At 65.0% G+C, this 22,777-nt stretch carries 21 protein-coding genes; 15 read left to right on the top strand and 6 right to left on the bottom strand.

Features of this window, described 5'->3' with window-relative positions; genetic code table 11:
* The 4 genes from AWB77_RS24455 to xylB all read left to right on the top strand — a co-directional run.
* A partial coding sequence (locus AWB77_RS24455) for an SEN1982 family lipoprotein (RefSeq protein WP_244158636.1) occupies positions 1-867 on the top strand: 867 nt, incomplete at its 5' end.
* 13 nt (positions 868-880) lie between these two features.
* Entirely contained in the window at positions 881-1,921 is a 1,041-nt protein-coding gene (locus tag AWB77_RS24450) for a LacI family DNA-binding transcriptional regulator (protein WP_208601559.1), read from the top strand.
* 105 nt (positions 1,922-2,026) lie between these two features.
* Entirely contained in the window at positions 2,027-3,811 is a 1,785-nt protein-coding gene (locus AWB77_RS24445) for an IlvD/Edd family dehydratase (protein ID WP_061137012.1), read from the top strand.
* A gap of 10 nt (positions 3,812-3,821) precedes the next feature.
* Positions 3,822-4,589, top strand: a complete 768-nt coding sequence (gene xylB, locus AWB77_RS24440) for a D-xylose 1-dehydrogenase (RefSeq protein WP_061137011.1) — start codon at positions 3,822-3,824, stop codon at positions 4,587-4,589.
* Positions 4,590-4,604: 15 nt separating this feature from the next.
* Here the strand turns inward: xylB and AWB77_RS24435 are convergent, their stop codons facing one another.
* On the bottom strand, positions 4,605-4,940 hold the full coding sequence (locus AWB77_RS24435) for a hypothetical protein (RefSeq protein ID WP_061137010.1): 336 nt from the start codon (positions 4,938-4,940) through the stop codon (positions 4,605-4,607).
* A 284-nt stretch (positions 4,941-5,224) separates the two neighbouring features.
* Here AWB77_RS24435 and AWB77_RS24430 point away from each other — a divergent pair, with 284 nt between their 5' ends.
* The 8 genes from AWB77_RS24430 to AWB77_RS24395 are packed head-to-tail and all read left to right on the top strand — an operon-like array spanning position 5,225 to position 14,938.
* Positions 5,225-6,358, top strand: a complete 1,134-nt coding sequence (locus AWB77_RS24430; RefSeq protein WP_061137009.1) for an MBL fold metallo-hydrolase — start codon at positions 5,225-5,227, stop codon at positions 6,356-6,358.
* A 58-nt stretch (positions 6,359-6,416) separates the two neighbouring features.
* Positions 6,417-8,093: a methyl-accepting chemotaxis protein gene (locus AWB77_RS24425; protein ID WP_244158635.1), complete on the top strand. Its 1,677-nt coding sequence runs from the start codon at positions 6,417-6,419 to the stop codon at positions 8,091-8,093.
* A gap of 12 nt (positions 8,094-8,105) precedes the next feature.
* Positions 8,106-8,576, top strand: a complete 471-nt coding sequence (locus AWB77_RS24420; protein WP_061137008.1) for a chemotaxis protein CheW — start codon at positions 8,106-8,108, stop codon at positions 8,574-8,576.
* Positions 8,573-9,913 carry a CheR family methyltransferase gene (locus AWB77_RS24415; RefSeq protein WP_061137007.1) on the top strand — a complete coding sequence of 447 codons (1,341 nt, stop codon included), beginning with the start codon at positions 8,573-8,575 and terminating at the stop codon, positions 9,911-9,913. The genes AWB77_RS24420 and AWB77_RS24415 overlap by 4 nt, the downstream gene beginning before the upstream one ends.
* The gene (locus AWB77_RS24410; RefSeq protein ID WP_061137006.1) at positions 9,910-10,587 is read left to right on the top strand and encodes a chemotaxis protein CheW; all 678 of its coding nucleotides are present in this window, start codon (positions 9,910-9,912) and stop codon (positions 10,585-10,587) included. Before AWB77_RS24415 ends, AWB77_RS24410 begins: the two co-directional genes overlap by 4 nt.
* Positions 10,584-12,809: a hybrid sensor histidine kinase/response regulator gene (locus tag AWB77_RS24405; RefSeq protein ID WP_061137005.1), complete on the top strand. Its 2,226-nt coding sequence runs from the start codon at positions 10,584-10,586 to the stop codon at positions 12,807-12,809. Before AWB77_RS24410 ends, AWB77_RS24405 begins: the two co-directional genes overlap by 4 nt.
* On the top strand, positions 12,806-13,804 hold the full coding sequence (locus AWB77_RS24400) for a chemotaxis response regulator protein-glutamate methylesterase (RefSeq protein ID WP_061137004.1): 999 nt from the start codon (positions 12,806-12,808) through the stop codon (positions 13,802-13,804). The genes AWB77_RS24405 and AWB77_RS24400 overlap by 4 nt, the downstream gene beginning before the upstream one ends.
* A gap of 15 nt (positions 13,805-13,819) precedes the next feature.
* On the top strand, positions 13,820-14,938 hold the full coding sequence (locus AWB77_RS24395) for a diguanylate cyclase (protein WP_279616195.1): 1,119 nt from the start codon (positions 13,820-13,822) through the stop codon (positions 14,936-14,938).
* 57 nt (positions 14,939-14,995) lie between these two features.
* Here AWB77_RS24395 and AWB77_RS34090 read toward each other — a convergent pair whose 3' ends face one another.
* From AWB77_RS34090 to clcA, 5 genes are all read right to left on the bottom strand, one after another.
* Positions 14,996-15,157 (bottom strand): DUF1328 family protein, encoded by a 162-nt coding sequence (locus AWB77_RS34090; RefSeq protein WP_035509367.1) that lies wholly within the window; start codon positions 15,155-15,157, stop codon positions 14,996-14,998.
* A 188-nt stretch (positions 15,158-15,345) separates the two neighbouring features.
* A complete protein-coding gene (locus tag AWB77_RS36120) occupies positions 15,346-15,513 on the bottom strand; it encodes a hypothetical protein (protein WP_157694918.1) in 168 nt (55 codons plus the stop codon).
* Between the two features lie 252 nt (positions 15,514-15,765).
* On the bottom strand, positions 15,766-16,380 hold the full coding sequence (locus AWB77_RS24390) for a LysE family translocator (protein WP_061137003.1): 615 nt from the start codon (positions 16,378-16,380) through the stop codon (positions 15,766-15,768).
* 136 nt (positions 16,381-16,516) lie between these two features.
* Positions 16,517-17,545 (bottom strand): aldo/keto reductase, encoded by a 1,029-nt coding sequence (locus AWB77_RS24385; protein ID WP_061137002.1) that lies wholly within the window; start codon positions 17,543-17,545, stop codon positions 16,517-16,519.
* Between the two features lie 68 nt (positions 17,546-17,613).
* Entirely contained in the window at positions 17,614-18,939 is a 1,326-nt protein-coding gene (clcA, locus tag AWB77_RS24380) for a H(+)/Cl(-) exchange transporter ClcA (RefSeq protein ID WP_061137001.1), read from the bottom strand.
* Positions 18,940-19,053: 114 nt separating this feature from the next.
* On the opposite strand from clcA, the gene AWB77_RS24375 reads away from it, so the two are divergent.
* From AWB77_RS24375 to AWB77_RS24365, 3 genes are all read left to right on the top strand, one after another.
* Complete coding sequence (locus AWB77_RS24375; protein WP_061137000.1) at positions 19,054-21,339, top strand: VTT domain-containing protein; 2,286 nt, start codon at positions 19,054-19,056, stop codon at positions 21,337-21,339.
* Complete coding sequence (locus AWB77_RS24370) at positions 21,336-22,082, top strand: endonuclease/exonuclease/phosphatase family protein (protein ID WP_061136999.1); 747 nt, start codon at positions 21,336-21,338, stop codon at positions 22,080-22,082. The genes AWB77_RS24375 and AWB77_RS24370 overlap by 4 nt, the downstream gene beginning before the upstream one ends.
* A gap of 176 nt (positions 22,083-22,258) precedes the next feature.
* A complete protein-coding gene (locus tag AWB77_RS24365) occupies positions 22,259-22,717 on the top strand; it encodes an HU family DNA-binding protein (RefSeq protein WP_061136998.1) in 459 nt (152 codons plus the stop codon).
* Positions 22,718-22,777 lie beyond the last annotated feature (60 nt).

Below are 22,777 nucleotides of genomic sequence, written 5' to 3'. Positions count from 1 at the left end.
GCCGATGATAGTGCGGATTCCCGTGTGAAAGTAGGTAATCGTCAGGCTCCTCATGCTCCAAACAAAAACCCCACCCCGCAAAGGTGGGGTTTTTGCGTTGGGGTGCGCATTTTGCGGTGGCCGAGTCTGTTCCGGCGCCATCCCGTCTCCGATGCGCACTTGCAGTCGGTAGAATGGCGTCGAAAGGTTGCACCCATCATGTCGACACCAACCGGAGCGCATATGAGAACGAGCCTGTTGATTGCCGCCGTCGGCACCACGCTGCTTTTTTCGGCGTGCGGCAAGAAGAACGATGCAAGCGAGTCCAGCCTGGGCGACGCGATTTCCGCCGACATGAAAACGAACCGCGGCTTGTTATGCCTGAATCGCAGCGGCCGCGGCCCGTACACGTTTCCATCGGTTTATAGCAATCGCGATCTCAACGAGTATTCAGCTGGCGCGCTGCGCGAACAGCTCGCCGCGCTCGAAAAGAGCGGACTGATCGCGCGCGCGGCGCCGACGTCGGCGAATGCCAATGCAAAGCAAGATGGCATCGCGTACGGCCTGACCGGCGAAGGGCAGAAGTTCGCGGTCGAAACGAGCCGGCCATCCGGCGATCCCAACGCCACGAATGACCCGCGGGCGTGGATGCTCTGCTATGCGCATGTCAAGCTGGACAAGGTCGTCGGCTGGACCGAGCCCGATCCCACCGCGCACCGCTCGGATGTCACCTACACGTACAAGCTCGAAAACGTGGCGTCGTGGGCCGACGACCGCGACATCAAGCGCGCCTTCCCGGAAGTGACCGCCTCCGACCGCGAAGCCGGCGAGACGAAGCTGCACATCATCCTGGAGCAGCGCGCGGACGGCTGGGTCCGGGTCGACTGAGGACTAGCGCTGCATGTCCGAAGCTGCCTTCGATCCTTCCGCCGGCCCGCCGCGCATGTCTGACGTCGCGCGTCTCGCCGGCGTTTCGAAGATGACCGTCTCGCGCGTGCTCGCAGGTCACAGCGTCGCGTCCGCCACGCGCGAGCGCGTGCAGCAAGCCATCGACGCCCTCGGCTACGTCGCCGATGCCGCCGCGGGCGCCTTGTCGTCGGGCCGCTCGGAATTCGTCGCCGTGCTCGTGCCGTCGCTCGCGAGCTCCAACTTCTCCGATACCGTGCGCGGCCTGTCCGCCTCGCTGGAACCGCACGGCCTGCAATTGCTGATTGGCGACACGGACTACCATCTCGATCGCGAGGAGCGGCTCGTGCGTTCGATGCTGCGCCATCAGCCCCGCTGCATCGCGTTGACCGGCGCGCGCCATACCGATGCCACGCGCACGCTGCTGCGCCGCTCCGGCGTGCCCGTCGTGGAAATGTGGGATTCGCCGTCCGATCCGATCGATGCCGCTGTCGGCTTCTCGAATGTCAGCGCGGCGCGGGAAATGGTGCGATACCTCGCGGCTAAAGGACACGAGCGCATCGGCTTCCTGGGTGGCGCGAGCGAGCTGGACCGGCGCGGGCTGGATCGGCTGAAGGGTTTTCGCGCGCAGATGAAGGCGCTCGGCCTCGACGATCAGCGCATCGTTCGTCTTGGCGATTCCCCGATCACGATGAGTCACGGCGCGCCCGCAATGGCCGCGCTGCTCGACGCCTGGCCCGATACGCAAGCCGTGATGTGCGTGAGCGACATGTCTGCGTTCGGCGCGATAATGGAATGCCATCGGCGCGGCCTCTCGGTGCCGAACGATATCGCCGTCGCGGGCTTCGGCAACTTTGAAGTCGCCGCGTGCTGCACGCCATCGATCACGACGATTTCCGTCGACGCTTACGGCATCGGCCTGCGCACCGGCGAAACCCTGCTCGCGGCGCTCGAGGCGCGTGAGCACAGGGTCGCGGGACCGGCCGGCAAGCGCATACGCGTTGCCTATTCGGTGCTGGCGCGCGAAAGCGCCTGAGCCGAGAATCGCGGCGTCTGCGTGCTAACATTGATAGCGATGTTACCGGTAACGCAAATCATGAACACAGCGTCGAACGACTGTGTCTGAATGGAGAGAGACCCCATGACCCAGCAGAATACGAAACGCCTGCGCAGCCAGGAATGGTTCGACGATCCCTCGCACGCCGACATGACCGCGCTTTACGTCGAGCGCTTCATGAACTACGGCCTGACGCGCGAAGAGTTGCAGTCGGGACGCCCGATCATTGGCATCGCGCAGACGGGCAGCGATCTCGCGCCGTGTAATCGTCACCACATCGAACTCGCTGTGCGCACGAAGGCCGGCATACGCGATGCGGGCGGCATCCCGATGGAATTCCCCGTGCATCCGCTCGCGGAGCAGAGCCGCCGTCCGACCGCCGCGCTCGACCGCAATCTCGCGTATCTCGGCCTCGTCGAAATCCTGCACGGCTTTCCGCTCGATGGCGTCGTGCTCACGACCGGCTGCGACAAGACCACGCCCGCGTGCCTGATGGCGGCGGCCACCGTCGACATGCCCGCGATCGTTCTCTCGGGCGGCCCGATGCTCGACGGCTGGCACGAAGGCAAGCGCGTCGGTTCGGGCACGGTCATCTGGCACGCGCGCAATCTGCTCGCGGCAGGCGAGATCGACTACGAAGGCTTCATGCGTCTGACGACCGCATCGTCGCCGTCGATCGGACATTGCAACACGATGGGCACCGCGCTCTCGATGAACAGTCTCGCCGAGGCGCTCGGCATGTCCTTGCCGACGTGCGCGAGCATTCCGGCCGCGTATCGCGAGCGCGGACAGATGGCGTATGCGACAGGCAAGCGCATCGTCGACATGGTGCGCGAGGATCTGAAGCCGTCGAAGATCATGACGCGCGAGGCGTTCATCAACGCGATTGTCGTCGCGTCCGCGCTCGGTGCATCGACGAATTGCCCGCCGCATCTGATTGCGATCGCGCGGCACATGGGCATCGAACTCAGTCTCGATGACTGGCAGCGTCACGGCGAACAAGTGCCGCTGATCGTCAACTGCATGCCGGCGGGCGAATATCTCGGCGAGAGTTTTCATCGCTCGGGCGGGGTGCCTGCCGTGATGCGCCAACTGGACGAGGCGGGACTCATCGCGCGCGATTGCTTCACCGTGTCGGGCCGCACGATCGGCGAGATTGCGAGCGGCGCGCCCGCCGCCGACAACGACGTGATCCGCACCGCCACCGATCCGCTGAAGCACGGCGCGGGCTTCATGGTCCTGTCGGGCAATTTCTTCGACAGCGCGATCATGAAGATGTCGGTCGTCGGGGATGCGTTCCGCAAGACCTATCTAAGCGAGCCGGGCGCCGAGAACACGTTCGAAGCGCGCGCGATCGTCTTCGATGGCCCCGAGGACTATCACGCGCGCATCAACGATCCGTCGCTCGACATCGACGAGCACTGCATTCTCGTGATTCGCGGCTGCGGTACTGTCGGTTATCCGGGCAGCGCGGAAGTCGTGAACATGGCGCCGCCTGCGGAACTCATCAAGCAAGGCGTCGATTCGCTGCCGTGCATGGGCGATGGGCGCCAGAGCGGCACGTCCGCGAGCCCGTCGATCCTCAACATGTCGCCGGAAGCGGCGGTCGGCGGCGGTCTCGCGCTGCTGCGCACGAACGACCGGATTCGCGTCGATCTGAATGCGCGCAGCGTGAACGTGCTGCTCGACGAAGCCGAGCTCGAAAGCCGTCGCGCGCAGTCCGCGTTCGCCGTGCCGGTCGCGCAGACGCCGTGGCAGGAGTTGTATCGGCAGACGGTCGGGCAGTTGTCGACGGGCGGATGTCTCGAACCCGCGACGCTGTATCTGAAGGTCATCGAAACGCGCGGCAATCCGCGTCATTCACATTGAGCGAGCGGCCATGTCCTACGCTATCTATCCGAGTCTTGCAGACAAGCGCGTCGTCGTGACGGGCGGCGGCAGCGGCATCGGCGCGGCGATCGTCGAGGCGTTCGCGAAGCAGGGCGCGCGCGTCTATTTCATCGATGTCGCAGAGGCCGATGCGCGGCAAGTCGAACAGACGCTCGCAAGCGAGAAGCACGCGCCGAAGTTCCTGCACTGCGATCTGCGCGATGCGAGCGCCATCGAGAAAGCCTTCGACGAGATCGCGAGCGATGCGGGCACCATCGACGTGCTGGTGAACAACGCCGCGAACGACGACCGCCATCACTGGGAAGACGTGAGCGCCGCATACTGGGACGAGCGCATGGCCGTGAACCTGCGGCATCAGTTCTTCTGTGCGCAGGCCGCGGCGAAGCGCATGCGCACGCAAGCGCAAGGTTCGATCGTGAACATGGGCTCGATATCCTGGCATCTCGCGCTGCCCGATCTCACGCTTTACATGACCGCGAAGGCCGCGATCGAAGGACTCACGCGCGGCCTCGCGCGCGAACTCGGCGAGCATGGCATTCGCGTGAACACGGTGATTCCTGGCGCGGTACGCACGCCGCGTCAAATGAAACTGTGGCAGTCGCCCGAGAGCGAGGCAAAGCTGCTCGCGCAACAATGCCTGCACGAGCGGATCGATGCGGAGCACGTCGCGCGCATGGTGCTGTTCCTCGCATCCGACGATGCGGCGCGCTGCACCGCGCGCGACTATTACGTCGATGCGGGATGGTTCGGCACGTAACGCGCTAAGGCTTCGTTACGTGATACGCGCGTCGCGGCGTCGCACCGGTTGCGGCGTCGGCTTGACCGTCGGCATCGTGCCGCTTTCGATATAGTGCTGCACGGTGTCGGCGGCTTCGTGGTAGTCGCGTTCATCGAGCCAGTGCCAGACCGCCGCGAGAAAGAGTCCGAGCCCCGCATGCCCGCAATGGGCGATCACCTCGGCAATACCTTCCGCGAGCGCCTCGTCGCGGCCTTCGGGCCGCATTGCGCTTGCCACGTGCGACGCCGCGCGCGATACCAGCATCGCGTGCAACGTATGCAGTTGCGGGTTGAACGTACGTACGGCGTGTTTTCTTTGACTGCTGCCCATGAAGCCCCCGTTCCTGACGCCGGCGTGCTACGTGCCTGAGTGCGATAGCCGCATTAAAAAAGAGCACGCGCCGCGATTGGTTTTTCGATGGCGCCTGTTGGCGCCGGGGTTCGGTTATGCAAGAAGCGGGCCGAATGGCCTGACCATTGGGCGAATTCGCGCCTTGCGCCTTGTACGGCGGGGAAGCCCGCATTTTGCTAGCTAGTCAGGAAAGCGCGCATGAGCGCTTTTCGGCATGCATTTCGTACAATCGATATCCACCGAGGCATGTAACCCGGCAGAACATGCGACTTCTCTCTTCCTCCGCCGCCTGCGCACTTGCGCTATTTGCAGGCTGCGCGTCCGGCACCGATGCGCACAGCGACGAACCCGCGTCGGCGACCGCATCGCAAGCGCCGCAGCCGCTGCATCACGCGAAGCACACGTCATCGGGCTATGAAAACAACTACGGCCACCTGCCGCGCGAATCGCTTCTGAAGTGGCGCTGGGAGCGCTTCACGCAAGGCCTGCCGAAGCCGCCCGCGAACGGCTATCGCTTTCCGATGGCGCATCCCGACATCGCGTGGCTGCAAGCCAATCGCACGGAAAACACGTTGACGTGGATCGGCCACGCGAGCGCGCTGCTGCAGATCGACGGCGTCAACATCCTTACCGATCCCGTGTTCTCCGAGCGCGCATCCCCATTCTCGTTCGCCGGCCCGAAACGCAGGACGCCGCCCGGTCTGACGCTCGACGAGTTGCCGCATATCGACATCGTGCTGATCTCGCACAGTCACTACGATCATCTCGACAAGCCGAGCATCGAGATGCTCAACCGCCAAACCGGCGGAGCGCCGCGCTTTCTCGTGCCGCTCGGCATCAAGCAATGGATGAACGATGCCGGCGTGACCAACGTCGAAGAACTCGACTGGAGCGACGAAACGCACGCCGCCGGCCTCGATATCTGGTTCGTCCCGAGCCAGCACTGGTCCGCGCGCACGCCGTTCGACCGTGCGGAAACGCTGTGGGGCGGCTGGGTCGTGAAGACGCCCGCGGGCGCGGCGCATCCGTACTCGTTCTACTTCGCGGGCGACACGGGCTACTCGCCGGACTTCCGCGATATCGGCGCGCGCTTCGGCGGCTTCGATCTCGCGCTCATTCCGATCGGCGCCTACGATCCGCGCTGGTTCATGCGCGCGCAGCACGTCGATCCGGAGGAAGCGGTGCGCATCTTCCAGGACGTGCACGCGAAGAAGGCGATCGGCATTCACTGGGGCACGTTCGAACTGACCGATGAACCACTCGACGAGCCGCCGCGCCGGCTCGCCGAAGCCGTGCGCCGCGCGGGGCTGCCCGCAGACGCGTTTACCGTGCTGACACACGGCGAAACGATTCATCTCGAGACATCGAATTCAAGCGCAGCCACAATCGGCCGTTAACACGGTCTGGCAGCGCGGCTTTCACGCGCGAAAACATGCTGTACCCGCGACGCCTCGCATGTTCGCGCGTCGCGGCAGCCGTCCTTTTTCACTGATAGGGCTCAAACGCGTGAAGCAACTGTCCATTCGGCATCGCATTCTGGCGAGCTTCGGCATCATCCTCATTCTGATGCTGCTCATGGCCGCGCTCTCGTACACGCTGCTCGGCGGAATCGATCGCGAAGCGAAGAGTCTCGAAGACGATTCGATGGTCGGCTTCTCGCTGTCCAGCGATCTGCGCGCGGCATGGTTCGAGAACTACACGATCACGCAGCGGCTCGTCTTCATCGACAACGATGCGGAAGAAACGCGCCGCGACACGCAACGCCTCGCACAGACGCGCGCCACGATCGACAAGCTGATGGACACTTACGTGCCGACGATCTTCGAAGACGAAGACCGTCGCCTCTTCAACGATTTCAAGCGCCAGCACGACCTCTACTTTCCGGTTCAGGATCAGACGCTGCGCGAACTCGCGAGCGCGAAGGACGTGGCCATCGCGACCTTCAACACGCGTCTCACGCCCGCATGGGAAGCGGGGCAGAGCGCGGCGCGCGCGCTCGTCGATCATAACGAGACCTTCAACGCGAAGTCGGTGGAGAGCATTCGCGGCTCGGTGCAGAAATCGGAAGTGACGCTCATCGTCATCATGCTGATGGCGATCGTGGCTGCGTCGGTGCTCGGCTTCATGCTGATGAAGGCGCTGACCGTGCCGATGCTGCGTCTTGTCGACGTGGTCGATCAGATGCGTACCGGCGACTTCACGCAGCGGCTCGCACTCGCGCGCCGCGACGAATTCGGCACGCTGGAAGCGGGCTTCAACCGCATGACGGACGAACTCACGGGCCTCGTCAGTCAGGCGCAGAAATCGGCGGTGCAGGTGACGACGTCGGTGTCGGAGATTGCCGCGACCGCGCGCGAGCAGCAGGCCACCGCGAGCGAAACCGCCGCGACGACGACGGAAATCGGCGCGACATCGCGTGAAATCTTCGCGACCGCGCGCGATCTCGTGCGAACGATAAACGAAGTCTCGGGCGTCGCGGAGCAATCGGCGGCGCTCGCGGGCACCGGTCAGGCGGGCCTCACACGCATGGAGGAAACCATGCGCCTTGTAATGGAAGCGGCCGGCTCGGTGAACGGCAAGCTCGCGATCCTCAACGAGAAGGCGGGCAATATCAATCAGGTCGTCGCGACGATCACGAAAGTCGCGGATCAAACCAATCTGCTTTCGCTGAATGCGGCGATCGAAGCGGAGAAGGCGGGCGAATACGGACGCGGCTTCGCGGTCGTCGCAACCGAGATTCGCCGTCTCGCGGATCAGACGGCGGTCGCCACGTTCGACATCGAGCAGATGGTGAAGGAGATCCAGTCGGCGGTCGCGGCGGGCGTGATGGGCATGGACAAGTTCTCCGAGGAAGTGCGCCGCGGCATGCTCGACGTGCAGCAAGTGGGCGGCCAGCTTTCGCAGATCATCCATCAGGTGCAGACGCTCGCGCCGCGCGTCTCGATGATCAACGAAGGCATGCAGACGCAGGCCACCGGCGCGGATCAGATATCGCAGGCGCTGTCGCAACTTTCGGAGGCCGCGCAGCAGACGGCCGAATCGCTGCGCCAGTCGACGCAGGCGATCGACGACCTCACGCACGTCGCGAACGGCCTGCGCACCGGCGTATCGCGCTTCAAGATCGCGGCCTGAAGACCGGCGCCGATGCTCTTCGTCCAGTTCACCCTCGGTTCCGATCGCTATCTGCTCGACAGCGCGCAGATCGAGCGCATGCTGCCGCTCGCGCCGCTGAAGGCGCTGCCGGGCGCGCCTGCATGGGTCGCGGGCGTGCTCGATTACGAAGGCGCGAGCGTGCCCGTCGTGGATATCGCGGCGCTTGCGCTTTCGCGTGCGTCGCGCGAAAGACTGTCGACGCGGCTTGCGCTCGTCGCCTATCCGCGTATCGGCGGCGATGGCGTGCGGACATATCATCGGCTCGGCTTGCTGCTCGAACAGGCGACGCGCACGGTCACGTTCGATGCCGGGTCGTTCACCGATGCGGGCATCGACACGCCGCACGCGCGCTACCTCGGCCCGCTCACGCGCGATGAAGCGGGGCTGCTGCAATGGGTGCGCATCGAGCATCTGTTGCCCGATGACGTGCAGGCGCTGCTCTTCGCAGGGAGCGAAGCATGAGCGCGTTGCCGAACGCCTTCGCGGACGATTCGTCCGGCGTCGGCCGATTCATCGACCTGCTGCATCGCACGATCGGGCTCGATGCGGAATCGATCGGCGCGAATGCCGTAGCGCGCGCGGTGCGCGAGCGTTACCACCTGTGGCGCGATGAACGAGGCGGCACGCTCGACGACTACTATCGCGCGGTGACGCAGGACGGCGCGCATATGCAGGAGCTGATCGACGCGGTCGTCGTGCCCGAGACGTGGTTCTTCCGCGATCCCGAAGCGTATGCCGCGCTCGCGCGTCTTGCGCGCGTGCGTCTGCACGAGCGTCCCGCGAAACCGGTGCGCGTGTTGAGCGCGCCATGCTCGACGGGCGAAGAAGCCTATACGGTCGCGATGTCGCTGCTCGAGGCGGGCATTCCCGCCGAGCGCTTCACGATCGATGCGATCGACGTCAGCGAACGCGCGCTCGCGATCGCACGCCGCGCGCATTACGGGCGTAACGCGTTTCGCGGACGCGCGCTCGATTATCGCGACCGTCACTTCGTTGCGAGCGACGGCGGCTGGCAACTCGATCCCGCCATCGCGCAAAGCGTGTGCTTTTCGCAGGCGAATCTGCTGCAACTCGATGCGCTCGCTTTCGAGCGCTTCGATTTCATTCTGTGCCGCAACGTGCTGATCTATTTCGATCGCGATACACAGTGCGCCGCCCTGCGCGTGCTCGACGGATTGCTCGCGCAAGGCGGCACGCTGTTCGTCGGTCCGGCGGAAACGGGCCTTTTGATGCGCGAGGGCATGAGCTCCGCGAACATTCCGCTCGCGTTTGCGTTCAATCGCCCAGAGCACGAACGCGCGAACGTGTTTCGAGGTGGATGGCCCAGGCAGCACACGCCGCACAGTCAGCACGCTCCGCACAGTCAGCACGATCCGCAGATCATCGCGAAGCCGATCAAGCCCGCGTTCGTGCTGCCCGCATGGGCGAGCGCACCGCCGCCAGTTCGCGCGACGCCGGTCATGACGCCGCGGGAAGAGGCGCCGAAGGAACCCGCTAACCTCACGCATGCGCGCGCGCTTGCCGACGCCGGCCAGCTCGATGACGCTGCGCGCGCGGCGCATGCATATTTGAGCGCACATCCGTCGAACGCGGATGCGTATTATCTGCTCGGCGTGATCGCCGATGCGCGTGGCGAGCGTCAGGCATCGCGCGGGCATTATCGTCGTGCGCTGTATCTCGATCCCGCGCATCGCGAGGCGCTTGCGCATCTGGCCGCGTGCCTGTCGCTCGATGGCGATGAAAGCGGCGCGCGTCTTCTGCTCGCGCGCGCCGGGCGCATCAGCGGAGCCGCGCGATGAACGCACGCGATATCGACGATTGCTGGAACCGCATCGGCGTGCGCGGCGATGCGTCGTGCCCGAAGCTCGCACGTTACGTACATTGCCGCAACTGCCCGGTCCACGAAGCAGCGGCCGCACGTGTGCTCGATCGCGTGGAAGGGCGCACGTCGATCGTGGCATCGACGAATGCCGATAAGAGCAATGCGGATAACGAAGCCATTTCGTGCCTCGTGTTCCGCATCGGCGGAGAATGGCTCGGTTTGCCGACGGCCTTCTGCGCGCAAGTCGCGCAACTACGGCCGGTGCATTCGCTGCCGCATCGGCGCAATCGCGCGGTGCTGGGCGTCGTCAACGTGCGCGGCAGACTGATCGTCTGCGTATCGCTTGCACGGCTCTTTGGCATCGAAACGAACGAGGGCGCGGCAAAGAACGTGTCGCTCGATGCGCGCGAGCTCGGGCGTCTCATCGTCATGCAATGCGGCAACGGCGAGCACGAAGCGCCGGTCGCGTTTCCCGTCGATGCCGTCGACGGCGTGCATCGCTTCACGCCCGCGCAGCTTCAGCCCGTACCGGCAACGCTTGCGCAACGTCTATCGTCGCACGCGCACGCGGTTGCCGCGTTCAAGGCCGCGACCGCCGGACTGCTCGACGCCGACCGTCTCATCGACAGCCTGAACCGGAGTCTCACATGACGAGCATCGATGCGGGCCGCTCGTCGCTGCTCGAACTCTTTCAGGAAGAGGCGCGCGCTCAGGCGCAGATTCTGGCCGATGGCCTCATCGCGCTCGAACGCGCGCCGCGCGATCCCGTCACGCTCGAAGCGAGCATGCGCGCCGCGCATTCGCTGAAGGGCGCGGCGCGCGTGGTCGGCGTGCCGGTCGGCGTGACGCTCGCGCATGCGATGGAAGATTGCTTCGTTGCGGCGCAGGATGGGCGCATCGTGCTCGATGCTGGCCATATCGACATGCTGTTGCGCGGCGTCGATCTGATCGTGCAGATCGGCATAGCGCAGGACGCCGATGCGCAAAGCGCGCTCGAACGCGAAGTCGATATGTTCGTCGCCAGCCTCCACGCGCGTATCGAAGGAAATGATACGGATGCCGAAGGTTTTGCGCCGCCAGCGCCCGAGCCGTTACACGCGCCTTCGCGAACTAACGAGGCCCGCATGTTGCGCATGCGCGCCGACACGCTCGATCGCCTGCTGAGTCATTCGGGCGAATCGCTCGTCGAATCGCGCTGGCTGAAGCCGTTTTCGCAATCGATGCTGCGCGTGAAGCGCATTCAGCACGACGCGAGCCGCGCGCTCGAACGCCTGCATGAAACGCTGACCGACACGAACGCCGCACCGCTCGATGCGCGCGCGCGCGCCGCGCTTGACGAAGTGCGCCGTCTGACAGCGGAAGCGCATCGGCAACTGAGCGCGCGTCTGTCTGAACTCGAAAACTTCGATCGTCGCTCGACGCATCTCGCGCAGCAGATCTACGACGAGGCGCTCGCGTGCCGCATGCGTCCCTTTGTCGATGCAACCGGCGGCTTCGCGCGCATGGTGCGCGATGTCGCGCGGAGGCTCGGCCGCGACGTGCGTCTCGTCATCACGGGCGAAACGACGCAGGTCGATCGGGACATTCTCGATCTGCTCGACGCCCCGCTCGGCCATTTGCTGCGCAACGCGATCGATCACGGCATTGAGGAGCCGTCGCTCAGGCGCGCGCTCGGCAAGCCGGAGACCGGCACGATCACGCTCGACGCGCGCCATAGCGCAGGCTCGCTTTTCATCAGCGTGTCCGACGACGGCGCGGGCGTCGATCTCGATGCGCTACGCCGCGCGGTCGTGCGAAAGAAGCTCGCGAGCGACGACACGGCTGCACGTCTCACCGAGAGCGAACTGCTCGAATTCCTCTTTCTGCCCGGCTTTTCGATGCGCGATGCCGTCACCGATGTATCCGGCCGCGGCGTCGGTCTCGATGCGGTGCACGACGTCGTGCGGCAAGTGCGCGGCAGCGTGCGTGTGACGCAGGAAGCGCACGCGGGCACGCGCTTCACGCTGCAATTGCCGCTCACGCTTTCGGTGATCCGCAGCCTGATCGTCGAGGTCGATGGCGAGCCGTATGGATTGCCGCTTGCGCATGTCGCGCGCACGCTCGTCTTGCCCGCGAGCGAGATCGACATGCTCGAAGGCCAGCAGCATTTCTCGTTCGACGGCAAGCGCGTCGGCCTCGTCACCGCGCATCAGATTCTGCAGACCGCGGCGTTCGAAGCCGCAGGCGATGCGCTCGATGTCGTCGTGATCGGGCAGGGCGCGGCGAGTTATGGCGTCGTCGTCGATCGCTTTCTCGGCGAGCGCATGCTCGTCGTGCAGCCGCTCGACAAGCGCCTCGGCAAGGTGCGCAACATCGCGGCGGGCGCACTGATGGAGAACGGCGATCCGTTGCTCATCGCCGATCTCGACGACTGGCTGCGCTCGGTGGAAAAGCTCGTCGGCAGCGGCGAGCTCGGGCGCGTCGGCGCGGGCGCTGCGCGTGCGAGCGTGGCGAGCGCGAAGCGCGTGCTCGTCGTCGACGATTCGCTCACGGTGCGCGAGCTCGAACGCAAGCTGCTCGCGTCGCGCGGCTACGACGTCTCCGTTGCGGTCGACGGCATGGACGGCTGGAACGCGGTGCGCGGCGCGGACTTCGATCTCGTCATCACCGATATCGACATGCCGCGTCTCGACGGCATCGAGCTCGTCACGCTCATCAAGCGCGACGCGCAACTCGCCGCGTTGCCGGTAATGATCGTGTCGTACAAGGACCGCGCGGAAGACCGTCAGCGCGGCCTCGATGCGGGCGCGGACTATTACCTCGCGAAAGGCAGCTTCCACGACCAGGCGCTGATCGATGCCGTGCGCGATCTCATCGGCGAGGCGAAAACATGAAGATCGGTATCGTCAACGATGTTGCGCTCGCGGTGGAAGCGTTGCGGCGCGCGCTCGCGTCGCGGCCCGACTTCGAGATCGCGTGGGTCGCGCATGACGGCCAGGAGGCCATCGACTATTGCGCGGCGCACACGCCCGATGTCATGCTGATGGATCTCGTCATGCCGAAGGTCGATGGCGTGCAGGCGTCGCGGACCATCATGGCACGTTCGCCGTGCGCGATTCTCGTCGTCACCGTCGATGTCGGCGCGAATGCGTGGCGCGTTTATGAAGCGATGGGCGCAGGCGCGCTCGATGCCGTCGATACACCCGCGCTCGCCGGCGCCGATGCGCGTCGCGGCGCGGCGGCCCTCATCGCGAAGATCGATCAGATCGGCGCGCGGCTCGCATCGTCGGGCATGCCGGCCACGATGAAAAGCGGCGAACGTCTCGTTGCGATAGGCGCATCGGCGGGCGGGCCGTCCGCGCTCGCGACCGTGCTCGGCGCATTGCCGAAGGACTTCGCGGCGGCGATCGTCATCGTGCAGCACGTGGACCGCGCGTTTGCTGAAGGCATGGCGCAATGGCTCGATGCGCAATCGGCGCTGCGCGTGCGTATCGCGCGCGAAGGCGACCGGCCCGCGCCCGGCGAAGTGCTGCTCGCCGCGACCAACGACCATCTGCATTTCATCGATGCATCGCGCCTCGGCTATACCGCGCATCCGGAGCAGTTGCCGTATCGCCCTTCCGTCGACGTGTTCTTTCAGAGCGTGACCGAGCGATGGACCGGACGCGCGCTCGGCGTGCTGCTGACCGGCATGGGCCGCGACGGCGCGATCGGACTGAAGGCGATGCGCGCGAAGGGCTATCACACGATCGCGCAGGACGAGGCGACGAGCGCCGTCTATGGCATGCCGAAAGCGGCGGCCACGCTCAACGCGGCGGTGTCGATATTGCCGCTGCCGCGCATCGCGGACGCCATCGCCCGGGCATTCGACCCGAACATCGAACGATAATCAAAGGACACGTTCATGAAACTTCCTCATCCCGATCCGCTCGCCGAGCGCGCGAAACGGGCCGCTGCAGCGGCGGCGGCGAGCATCGAACGCGCGGGTTCGCGCGCGATCGCGGACGAGCGCGCCGTGTCCGAACTGCTTGCCGCCGCATTGAACGCGCCGCCCGCCGCCGAATTGCCGGTGATGGTGCTGCTCGTCGACGATCAGGCGATCATCGCGGAGGCGCTGCGCCGCGCGCTCGCCGACGAGCCGAACGTCGATCTGCATTACTGCGCGAATCCGGAAGAAGCGCTGTCCATCGCACAGGAAACGCGCCCGACGGTGATCCTGCAAGACCTCGTGATGCCCGGCGTCGATGGCCTGACGCTCGTGCGTCAGTACCGCGAGCATCCGGCGACGCGCGATATCCCGATCATCGTGCTCTCGACGAAGGAAGAGCCGCGCATCAAGAGCGCGGCCTTCGCGGCGGGCGCGAACGATTATCTCGTGAAGCTGCCCGATACGATCGAACTGGTCGCGCGCGTGCGTTATCACTCGCGTTCATATCAGAACCTGTTGCAGCGCGACGAAGCGTATCGCGCGCTGCGTCAGTCGCAGCAGAAGCTGCTCGAAACGAATCTGGAATTACAGCGCCTGACGCATTCGGACGGCTTGACGGGCCTGTCGAATCGCCGCCGTCTCGACGATTATCTGAATGCCGAATGGCGACGTGCCGCGCGCGAGCATGCGTCGATCGGCTTTCTGATGATCGATGTCGACAACTTCAAGTCGTATAACGATACTTACGGACACGTCGCCGGCGACGATGTGCTGAAACTCGTCGCGCATACGATCGAATCCAGTTTGAACAGCCCGGCCGATCTCGCGGCGCGCTTCGGTGGCGAGGAATTCGCGGTCGTGTTGCTGTCGACGTCGGCGCCGGGCTTGCGTCTGCTCGGCGAGAAGATACGCATTGCAGTCGAATCGCTCGACGTGCCGCATGCGGGCTCCGCGAGCGGACGCGTGACGATCAGCGTCGGCGGCGCGACGCAGATCGCGCTGCACGAGGATGCGTCCAAGCAACTCGTCGAGGCCGCCGATCTCGCGCTCTATCGCGCGAAACGCGACGGGAAGAATCGCGTGATCGTTACCTGAGCGCATGCAAAACGCGCGGCCTCGACCGCGCGTTCCGCTATTGGCAGAAGCGCATCGTCATCGCCTGAATACGCCGAGCAGCAACGTCGCGAGAAAGATCACGATGAAGATGAAGAACAGGATCTTGGCGATTTCCGCCGCGCCCGTTGCGATGCCGCCGAAGCCGAAAAAGGCCGCGATGATCGCGATGATGAAGAAGATGACAGCGTAACGGAGCATGGCGCCCTCCTTGTTGATCGTCGATAGTCGATGCTCGTTTGATCGGGGTCTTGAAGCGCATCGTTCAAAGCAACGGACGTGCCCGGCGCAGCGACGCACGCTTTGGATGCAAAAACGCCGCAATGAGCGAATACATTGCGGCGTTGCGGTGCACGCCTCCTTCGGCGCGCAGGGTCCGGCTTTCGAGGCTAACGGCCTAGTGTGCGATCGGAGTCGTTTTCATCGTCGTCGTCTTCGTCGTCGACGCTGCTTAGCGCATCCGGCAGGTTGTTCTCCAGTTCATCGCGTTCGATCTGATCGGCTAGGTCGAGGGATTTGCGCGTGGCGGGACCGGATGGGCGATTGGCTCCAGACATGGCGTACTCCTTGAACAGATTTCAAAGCCGCGCCGACGATTCGGCGCGAACCGACTGACTAGCAAGGCATGTACGCGCCGGGCTGAAATGCCGCCTTAAAGGATCGCTTAAGGATGATCTGGGCGGCTAGACGGGCAGACCGTGCTACGGGAAAAGAAACGCAGTCCCAAACTTGCAAGCGGGACGCAGATTTTGCGTGCCGGCGCGTAGGGGCAGTATGCACCGGGACGGGCGTCGAGGCAAAGAGCGCGCTCAGTCGAAAAAATGGGCGGCGATCGGGTATAGCGACATCACGAGCAGCACGGCCATCGTGATGTTGAAGATGCGCAGCCACCGCGGATTCGCGAGAAAGCGGCGCAGCGACATGCCGAACGCGGCCCACATCGTGATGCACGGCAGCCCGATCACCACGATCACGAGCGCCATCAGCGCCGCGTTCCACGACAGGCTCGCGTGCAGATGGATCGTGGTCGCGGCGGTGAGCACCATCATCCACGCTTTCGGGTTGATCCACTGGAAGGCGACCGCCTCGTGAAAGCGCATCGGGCGCGACTGGCCATCGCGCATCTGCACCGACGACGACGTGCCGATCTTCCACGCCAGATACAGCAGATACGCGATGCTCGCCGCTTCCAGCGTCGTGTAAAGGAACGGCAGCTTCTCGAACGCCTGCGCGAGCCCCAGGCCGACCGCGATCATCAGGATCGCCATGCCGGCGCTGATGCCGAGCACATGCGGCACCGTGCGCTTCAAACCGAAGTTCACGCCAGAGGCGAGCAGCATGGTGTTGTTGGGGCCGGGCGTAATCGTCGTCACGAGCGCGAACAGCGCGGCGGCGGGAAGGGCGTTGAAGAGTTCGGCAGGCATGGCGCGCTCCGGCGTGAAGGACTTGATGAGCGCTCAGTGTACGAAAGTTGGCCAGTACAGTACCGGTACAGATTGCCGGCTGTCTTCCTGTACGGTAGTCGGGCGCGGCTTGCGCGCCGCGCCGTCGTTCGATCAATCAAACGGGGAACGGATTGCGTTCCGCGAAGCCTTGCTGATGCCAGTACGGATAGGCCGGCGTTACCTTGCTCGCTTCATCGAGCGTCCTGACTTGCTCGGGCGTGAGATTCCAGCCGGCCGCGCCCAGGTTCTGCCGCAACTGTTCCTCGTTGCGCGCGCCGATGAGCACCGTCGCGACCGTCGGACGCTGCAGCAGCCAGTTGAGCGCGATCTGCGCCACGGTCTTGCCGGTTTCGCCGGCGATGGCGTCGAGCGCATCGACGACGCGGTAGAGATATTCGTCCGGCACCGGCGGCCCCATGTCGGCGGTTTTATGCAGACGGCTCGTCGCGGGCAGCGGCGCACCGCGGCGGATCTTGCCGGTGAGCCGTCCCCAGCCGAGCGGACTCCACACGATTGCGCCCACGCCCTGATCGATCCCGAGCGGCATCAGTTCCCATTCGTAATCGCGGCCGATCAGCGAGTAGTACGTCTGGTTCGCGACATAGCGCGCATAGCCGTAGCGATCGGCCACATCGAGCGATTTTTGCAGATGCCAGCCCGAGAAATTCGACACGCCCGTATAGCGGATCTTGCCCGCGCGCACGAGATCGTCGAGCGTGGAAAGCGTCTCTTCGACGGGCGTTTTCGCGTCGAAGCCATGCAGCTGGAACACGTCGATGTAATCGGTCTGCAACCGTTCGAGCGCCGCATCCACGGCGCGAATCAGATGAAAGCGCGACGAGCCGACGGCGTTCGGATCGTTGTCGTCGAAACGAAAGGTCGCCTTGGTCGAGACGATGACCTTGTCGCGCCGCCCCTTGAGCGCTTCGCCGAGTATCGATTCCGATGAACCGCGCGAATAGATGTCGGCGGTGTCGAACATCGTCACGCCCGCGTCGAGACAGATGTCGACGAGCTTGCGTGCTTCGCTCACGTCGGTCTCGCCCCACGCCTGAAAGAATTCGCCCTTGCCGCCGAACGTGCCGGTGCCAAAGCTCAACACGGGAACCTTGAAGCCCGAAGCACCGAGATGTCGATATTCCATTGCCTGTCCTCGTCGATGAAGTCCATCGACGAGACTACCGCAACGGCCCGGCGCATGCAGAGCGCGCGTCAGCGGCGCTTCGCCGCGCGCTCGCCGAGCGAATCGTAGATTGGCGGAACGCGCAGGAGCATCGGCACGATCATCGCGGTGAAGCAGGCGGTGAGCATCGGCAGAAGCAGCGTGAAGCTCGCCGTCATCTCCGTGACGAGGACGATGCCCGTGACCGGCGCGCGCACCACCGCGACGAAGAAGGCGGCCATGCCGACGACGGCGAACGTGGCCGAGTCGCCGGTGGCGGGCGCAATGCCGGGAAACCAGTCGAGACACACGCGGCCGAAAACGAGGCCCGTTTGCGCGCCGAGCGCGAGCATCGGCGCAAAAAGGCCGCCGGGCGTGCCCGCCGCGTAGGAGAGCGGGCCAAGCACGAAGCGCAGCGCGAACATCGCCGTCACGCTCGCAATGGTGCCCGCGCCGAGCAGCGCGCGCTCGGTCAGCGCATCGCCGCCGCCGGCGAGTTGCGGCGCGAACCACGCGAGCAGCCCGACGGCCGCGCCGACCATCGCCGCGCGCGCCGTCGCACGTTTCACCGATGAAGGCGGCGCGATCGATTCGGCGATATCGAGCGTCCAAAGCGTGAGGCGGCTATACATCGCGCCGAGCAGCCCGAGCAGCGCGCCGAGCACGAGATGCAGGCCGGTCGTTTCGAAGCCCGGAAACGCCTGCGCGGGAACGTGGAAATCGGGAAGGTCGCCGTGCAGGACACGCGCCATTGCGATCGCGCTCGCCGATGCGCCGAGCGCCGCGACCGCCGTTCGCGTATCGAAACGGCGCATCAGTTCTTCGAGCACGAACACCGCGCCCGCGATCGGCGCATTGAACGCGGTTGCGAGCCCCGCGCCCGCGCCCGCCGCGAGCAGCACGCGGCAATCGCTTGCACTGCGCCTGAAAGACGTGCCGATGGCATGCGCGATCGATGCGCCCATCTGCACGGTCGGACCTTCGCGGCCGAGCGCGAGCCCCGCGCCGATAGCGAGCACGCCGCCGACGAACTTGATCGGGATGAGCACGAGCGGCGCAGGCGGCACGCTCGCGTGCAGCACCGCTTCGACGTGCGGAATGCCGCTGCCGCCCGCCACGGGTGCGAAGCGCGCGACGAGCCAGGCGGCGAGTGCGGCGGCGGCCGTCGCGGCGAGCACGACGAGAATGATCGACGCATCGTGGCCCGCATGCGCCCACGCGACGAGCGCGTTGCGCCATGCGTCGGCGCGTTCGAGGGCGAAGCGAAAGAGCACGCCGATCGCGCCCGTCGCCGCACCGACGACCACCGATGCCGCCGCGAGCGCAACGAGTCCTGCGCGCTCGTCGTCCTGAAGGTTGGCTTCGTTATCGTTCATCACGCATGTCGCTCCGGTATCGGCATGTGCAACGAAGCGTATCACCGCGCGACATGGCGGGCATGAGGCTTGCAAAACGAAAGTTATTTGGCCGCGGAGTGCTTCGAAGGGCACATGGATCACGCAAACGAAGAATCGTTCTTCCAGCCGGGACGCAATTGCGCGAGTGTGCGTCATGCGGATCGCTTCAGTCTTCTCATCGACGGCGCGGATTATTTCCGCGTGCTGCGCGAGGCGCTCACGCGCGCGGAGCGCACGGTGTTCATTCTCGGCTGGGATATCGACAGCCGCATGAAGCTCACGCCCGAAGGCGCCGACGATGGCTATCCCGAAGCGCTCGGCGATTTTCTGCACGCGCTCGCCGGCGACAAGCGGCGGCTGCGCATCTACATTCTCGCGTGGGATTTCGCGATGCTCTACGCGTTCGAGCGCGAATGGCTGCCCGTGTACAAGATGGGCTGGCGCACGAACCGGCGCATCGCGTTTCAGATGGACGGCAAGCATCCGCTCGGCGGCTCGCAACATCAGAAGATCGTCGTGATCGATGATCGCGTGGCATTCGTCGGCGGTCTCGATCTCACGCGCTCGCGCTGGGACACGACCGCGCACGCGCCCGACGAGCCCTTGCGCCGCGATGCGAACGGCGCGCCGTACCAGCCGTTCCACGACGTCCATTCGATGTTCGATGGCGACGCCGCGCGCGAAATAGGCCAACTCGCGCGCGAACGATGGGCGCGCGCATGCGGCAAGCGTCTCGCGATCCGCGCGCACCGCGCGAATCTCCGGCACGATCCGTGGCCGCCTTCGCGCCGCGTCGATCTCGAAGATGTCGATATCGCCATCTCGCTGACAGAACCGGATTATCTCGGCCGCGAACCGGTGCGGCAGATTCGCACGCAGTATCTCGACGCCATCGCGCGGGCGCGGCGCAGCATCTATATCGAGAATCAGTATTTCACGTCGGGGACGATCGGCGCGGCGCTCGCCGAATCGCTCGCGCGCGAGGACGGCCCCGATCTCGCGATCGTCGTGCCGCGCAATCAGAGCGGCTGGCTGCAGGAAGTGACGATGGGCGTGCTGCGTGCGCGCCTTCACACGCTGCTGAAGAACGCCGACACGCACGGGCGCTACCGGCTGCTGTTTCCGAGCGTGCCGAAGCTCGGCGACGAGATCGTCAACGTGCACAGCAAGTTGATGATCGTCGACGACGAATTGCTGATCGTCGGATCGGCGAATCTGAACAATCGCTCGATGGTTCTCGACAGCGAATGCAACGTGTCGATCGACGCGGGCGCCGATGCGCGCATCCGCCGCGCGATCGCGACGATGCGCGACACGCTGCTTGCGGAACATCTCGGCTGCAAAGTCGACGATGTCGTGCGCGAAACCCAGGCGCGCAACGGCATGAACGCCGCGATACAGGCGCTGCTGCGCAACCGCGACGAGCATCGCACGATGGTGCCGCTCGATCCGCAAGTGTCGACCGAACTCGATCAGGTGATTCCGCCCGAAGCGCTCATCGATCCCGAAACGCCGATCGCCGCCGGCGAACTCGTCGACCAGTTCGTGCCCAAGGAGAAGACGCGGCCGCTCATCGGGCGGTTCGCGCTGCTCGGCGTGTTCGCGCTTCTCGTCGTGGTCGTCGCGGGTCTGTGGAACTGGACGCCGCTCGGCGAATACGTGAACCTGAAGTCGCTCACGAACGCGACGCGGCATATCGACTCGCTGCCGCTCGCGCCGCTCTGGATCGTGCTCTGTTATGTGCTTGCCGCGGTCATCGCGGTGCCGATCACGCTGCTGATCGCGACGAGCGGCATCGTGTTCGGCGCATATTGGGGCGGCGCGTATGCGTTCGTCGGCACGACGATCGCAGCGGCGATTTCATATTCGCTCGGCAATTGGCTCGGCCGCGATGCCGTGCGCAGGCTCGCGGGCGCGCGCGTGAACCGGCTGTCGGAACGCGTGGCCAAACGCGGCATCGTGGCGGTCGTCGCGTTGCGGCTCTTGCCGGTCGCGCCGTTCGCGATCGTCAATCTCGTCGCGGGCGCATCGCATATCCGCATGCGCGATTTCATCATCGGCACGATGCTCGGCATGGGGCCCGGCATCGTGCTCACGGTCGCGTTCGCGCATCAGCTCGTGGCTTCGCTGCATCGGCCGACGGTCGGCTCGTTCGCGGTGCTGATCGGCATTGGCGCGGCGCTGCTCGGCGTATCGCTGCTGCTGCAACGCTTTCTCGGCGGCGCAAAGCATCAGGAAGCGCACGAAGGCGCACCGGGCGATGCCGACAAGCCGCGTGCGAGCGACGAAGCGAAGCGCGCGAGCGAACTGCGCGAGAGCGGCACGATGCCGCGTGAGACGCCGGCCCGCAACGAGCGCCCCGACGAGGTCAATTCATGACGCCGATGCACGAGAACGTCATCGAACAGGACGACATGAGCGAAGCGCGCGCGAAAGAGCTGCGCATCGCCACATACAACTTGCATGGCGCGATAGGCATCGACGGCAAGTTTGCGCCGGAGCGCATTGGCGAAGTGCTCGCGGAGATCGATGCGGATATCTTCGCGCTGCAGGAAGTCCCGCTCGGCGGCAGCGGCTCGCCCGATGTGCTCGATCTGCTGCAACGCATGACGAACCTGCATGCGGTCGCGGGCCCGACGCTCGATACGCCCGCGCGCCGCTACGGCAACGCGGTGCTCACGCGTTATCCGGTGCGCGCGGTGCGCACGCTCGATCTCTCGTTCAGAAGCCGCGAGCCGCGCGGCGCGCTCGACGCCGACATCGATTGCGGCGGCGAAGTATGGCGCGTGGTCGCGACGCATCTCGGCCTTGCATCGAGCGAAAGGCGCGCGCAGGTGGAGCAGGTGCTGCAAAGCTTCGATACGCCCGCGATGCCCGTCATCCTGCTCGGCGATCTGAACGAGTGGTTCGTCTATGGCCGCACGTTGCGGCGGCTCGTCACGCACTTTCATCGCGCGAGTGCATTGCGCACCTTTCCGACGCGCTATCCGCTCTTCGCGCTCGATCGCATATGGGTGCATCCGGGCGAGCGTCTCATGCGTGTCGATGTGCATCGCACGCGGCTGTCGCGCATCGCCTCCGATCACTATCCGCTCATCGCACACATCGCGCATGCGGCGTAAACGCGTCGAAGAACATCGCGTGTCTGCGTGGGACCACGAAAAACCCCTATAAAAACGATATAAAAACGCAAAAGACTCGCACGAACGCGTCCGGCCTATGTAGAATCCGGCGTAATACGAACGCATCGGTGCGAACGTATTCGAATATCACTGACCAAAAAACAGGTAGGAGAAACATGCCGACTTCCGCTAAAACCGCTGCCAAGAAAGCCCCCGCCAAGAAGGCCACGGCGAAGACCGCCGCTGCACCGGCGAAGAAAGCTGCAGCACCGAAGGTTGCCGCGAAGAAAGTAGCCGCGAAGAAGACCACGGGCGCTCCCTCGCCGATCAAGGACACGTTCACGAAGGCATCGCTCGCGACGCATCTGTCCGAGCGCGCCGCTGTCGACGTGAAGGCGGTGAAGGCCGTGCTGGTCGCACTGGAAGACACGATCCTCGGTTCGATCCACAAGAAGGGCGCTGGCGAATTCACGCTGTCGGGTCTGCTGAAGATCACCGCGCAAGCCGTGGCCGCGAAGAAGAAGCGCTTCGGCAAGGACCCGTTCACGGGCGAGGAACGCTGGTTCCCGGCGAAGCCGGCAAGCGTGCGCATCAAGGCGCGCGCGCTGAAGAAGCTGAAGGACGCAGCGGCGTAAGTATCAGGCGTTTCTAACGCTTGCGTTGCGGCTTCGGTTTCGTCGACGAAATCGAAGCGC

Origin of the sequence: Caballeronia fortuita (assembly GCF_001544835.2) — a bacterium.
GTDB lineage: Bacteria > Pseudomonadota > Gammaproteobacteria > Burkholderiales > Burkholderiaceae > Caballeronia > Caballeronia fortuita.
Note: the sequence above shows the minus strand (reverse complement) of the source record. Positions and strands in the feature narration are given on the sequence as shown.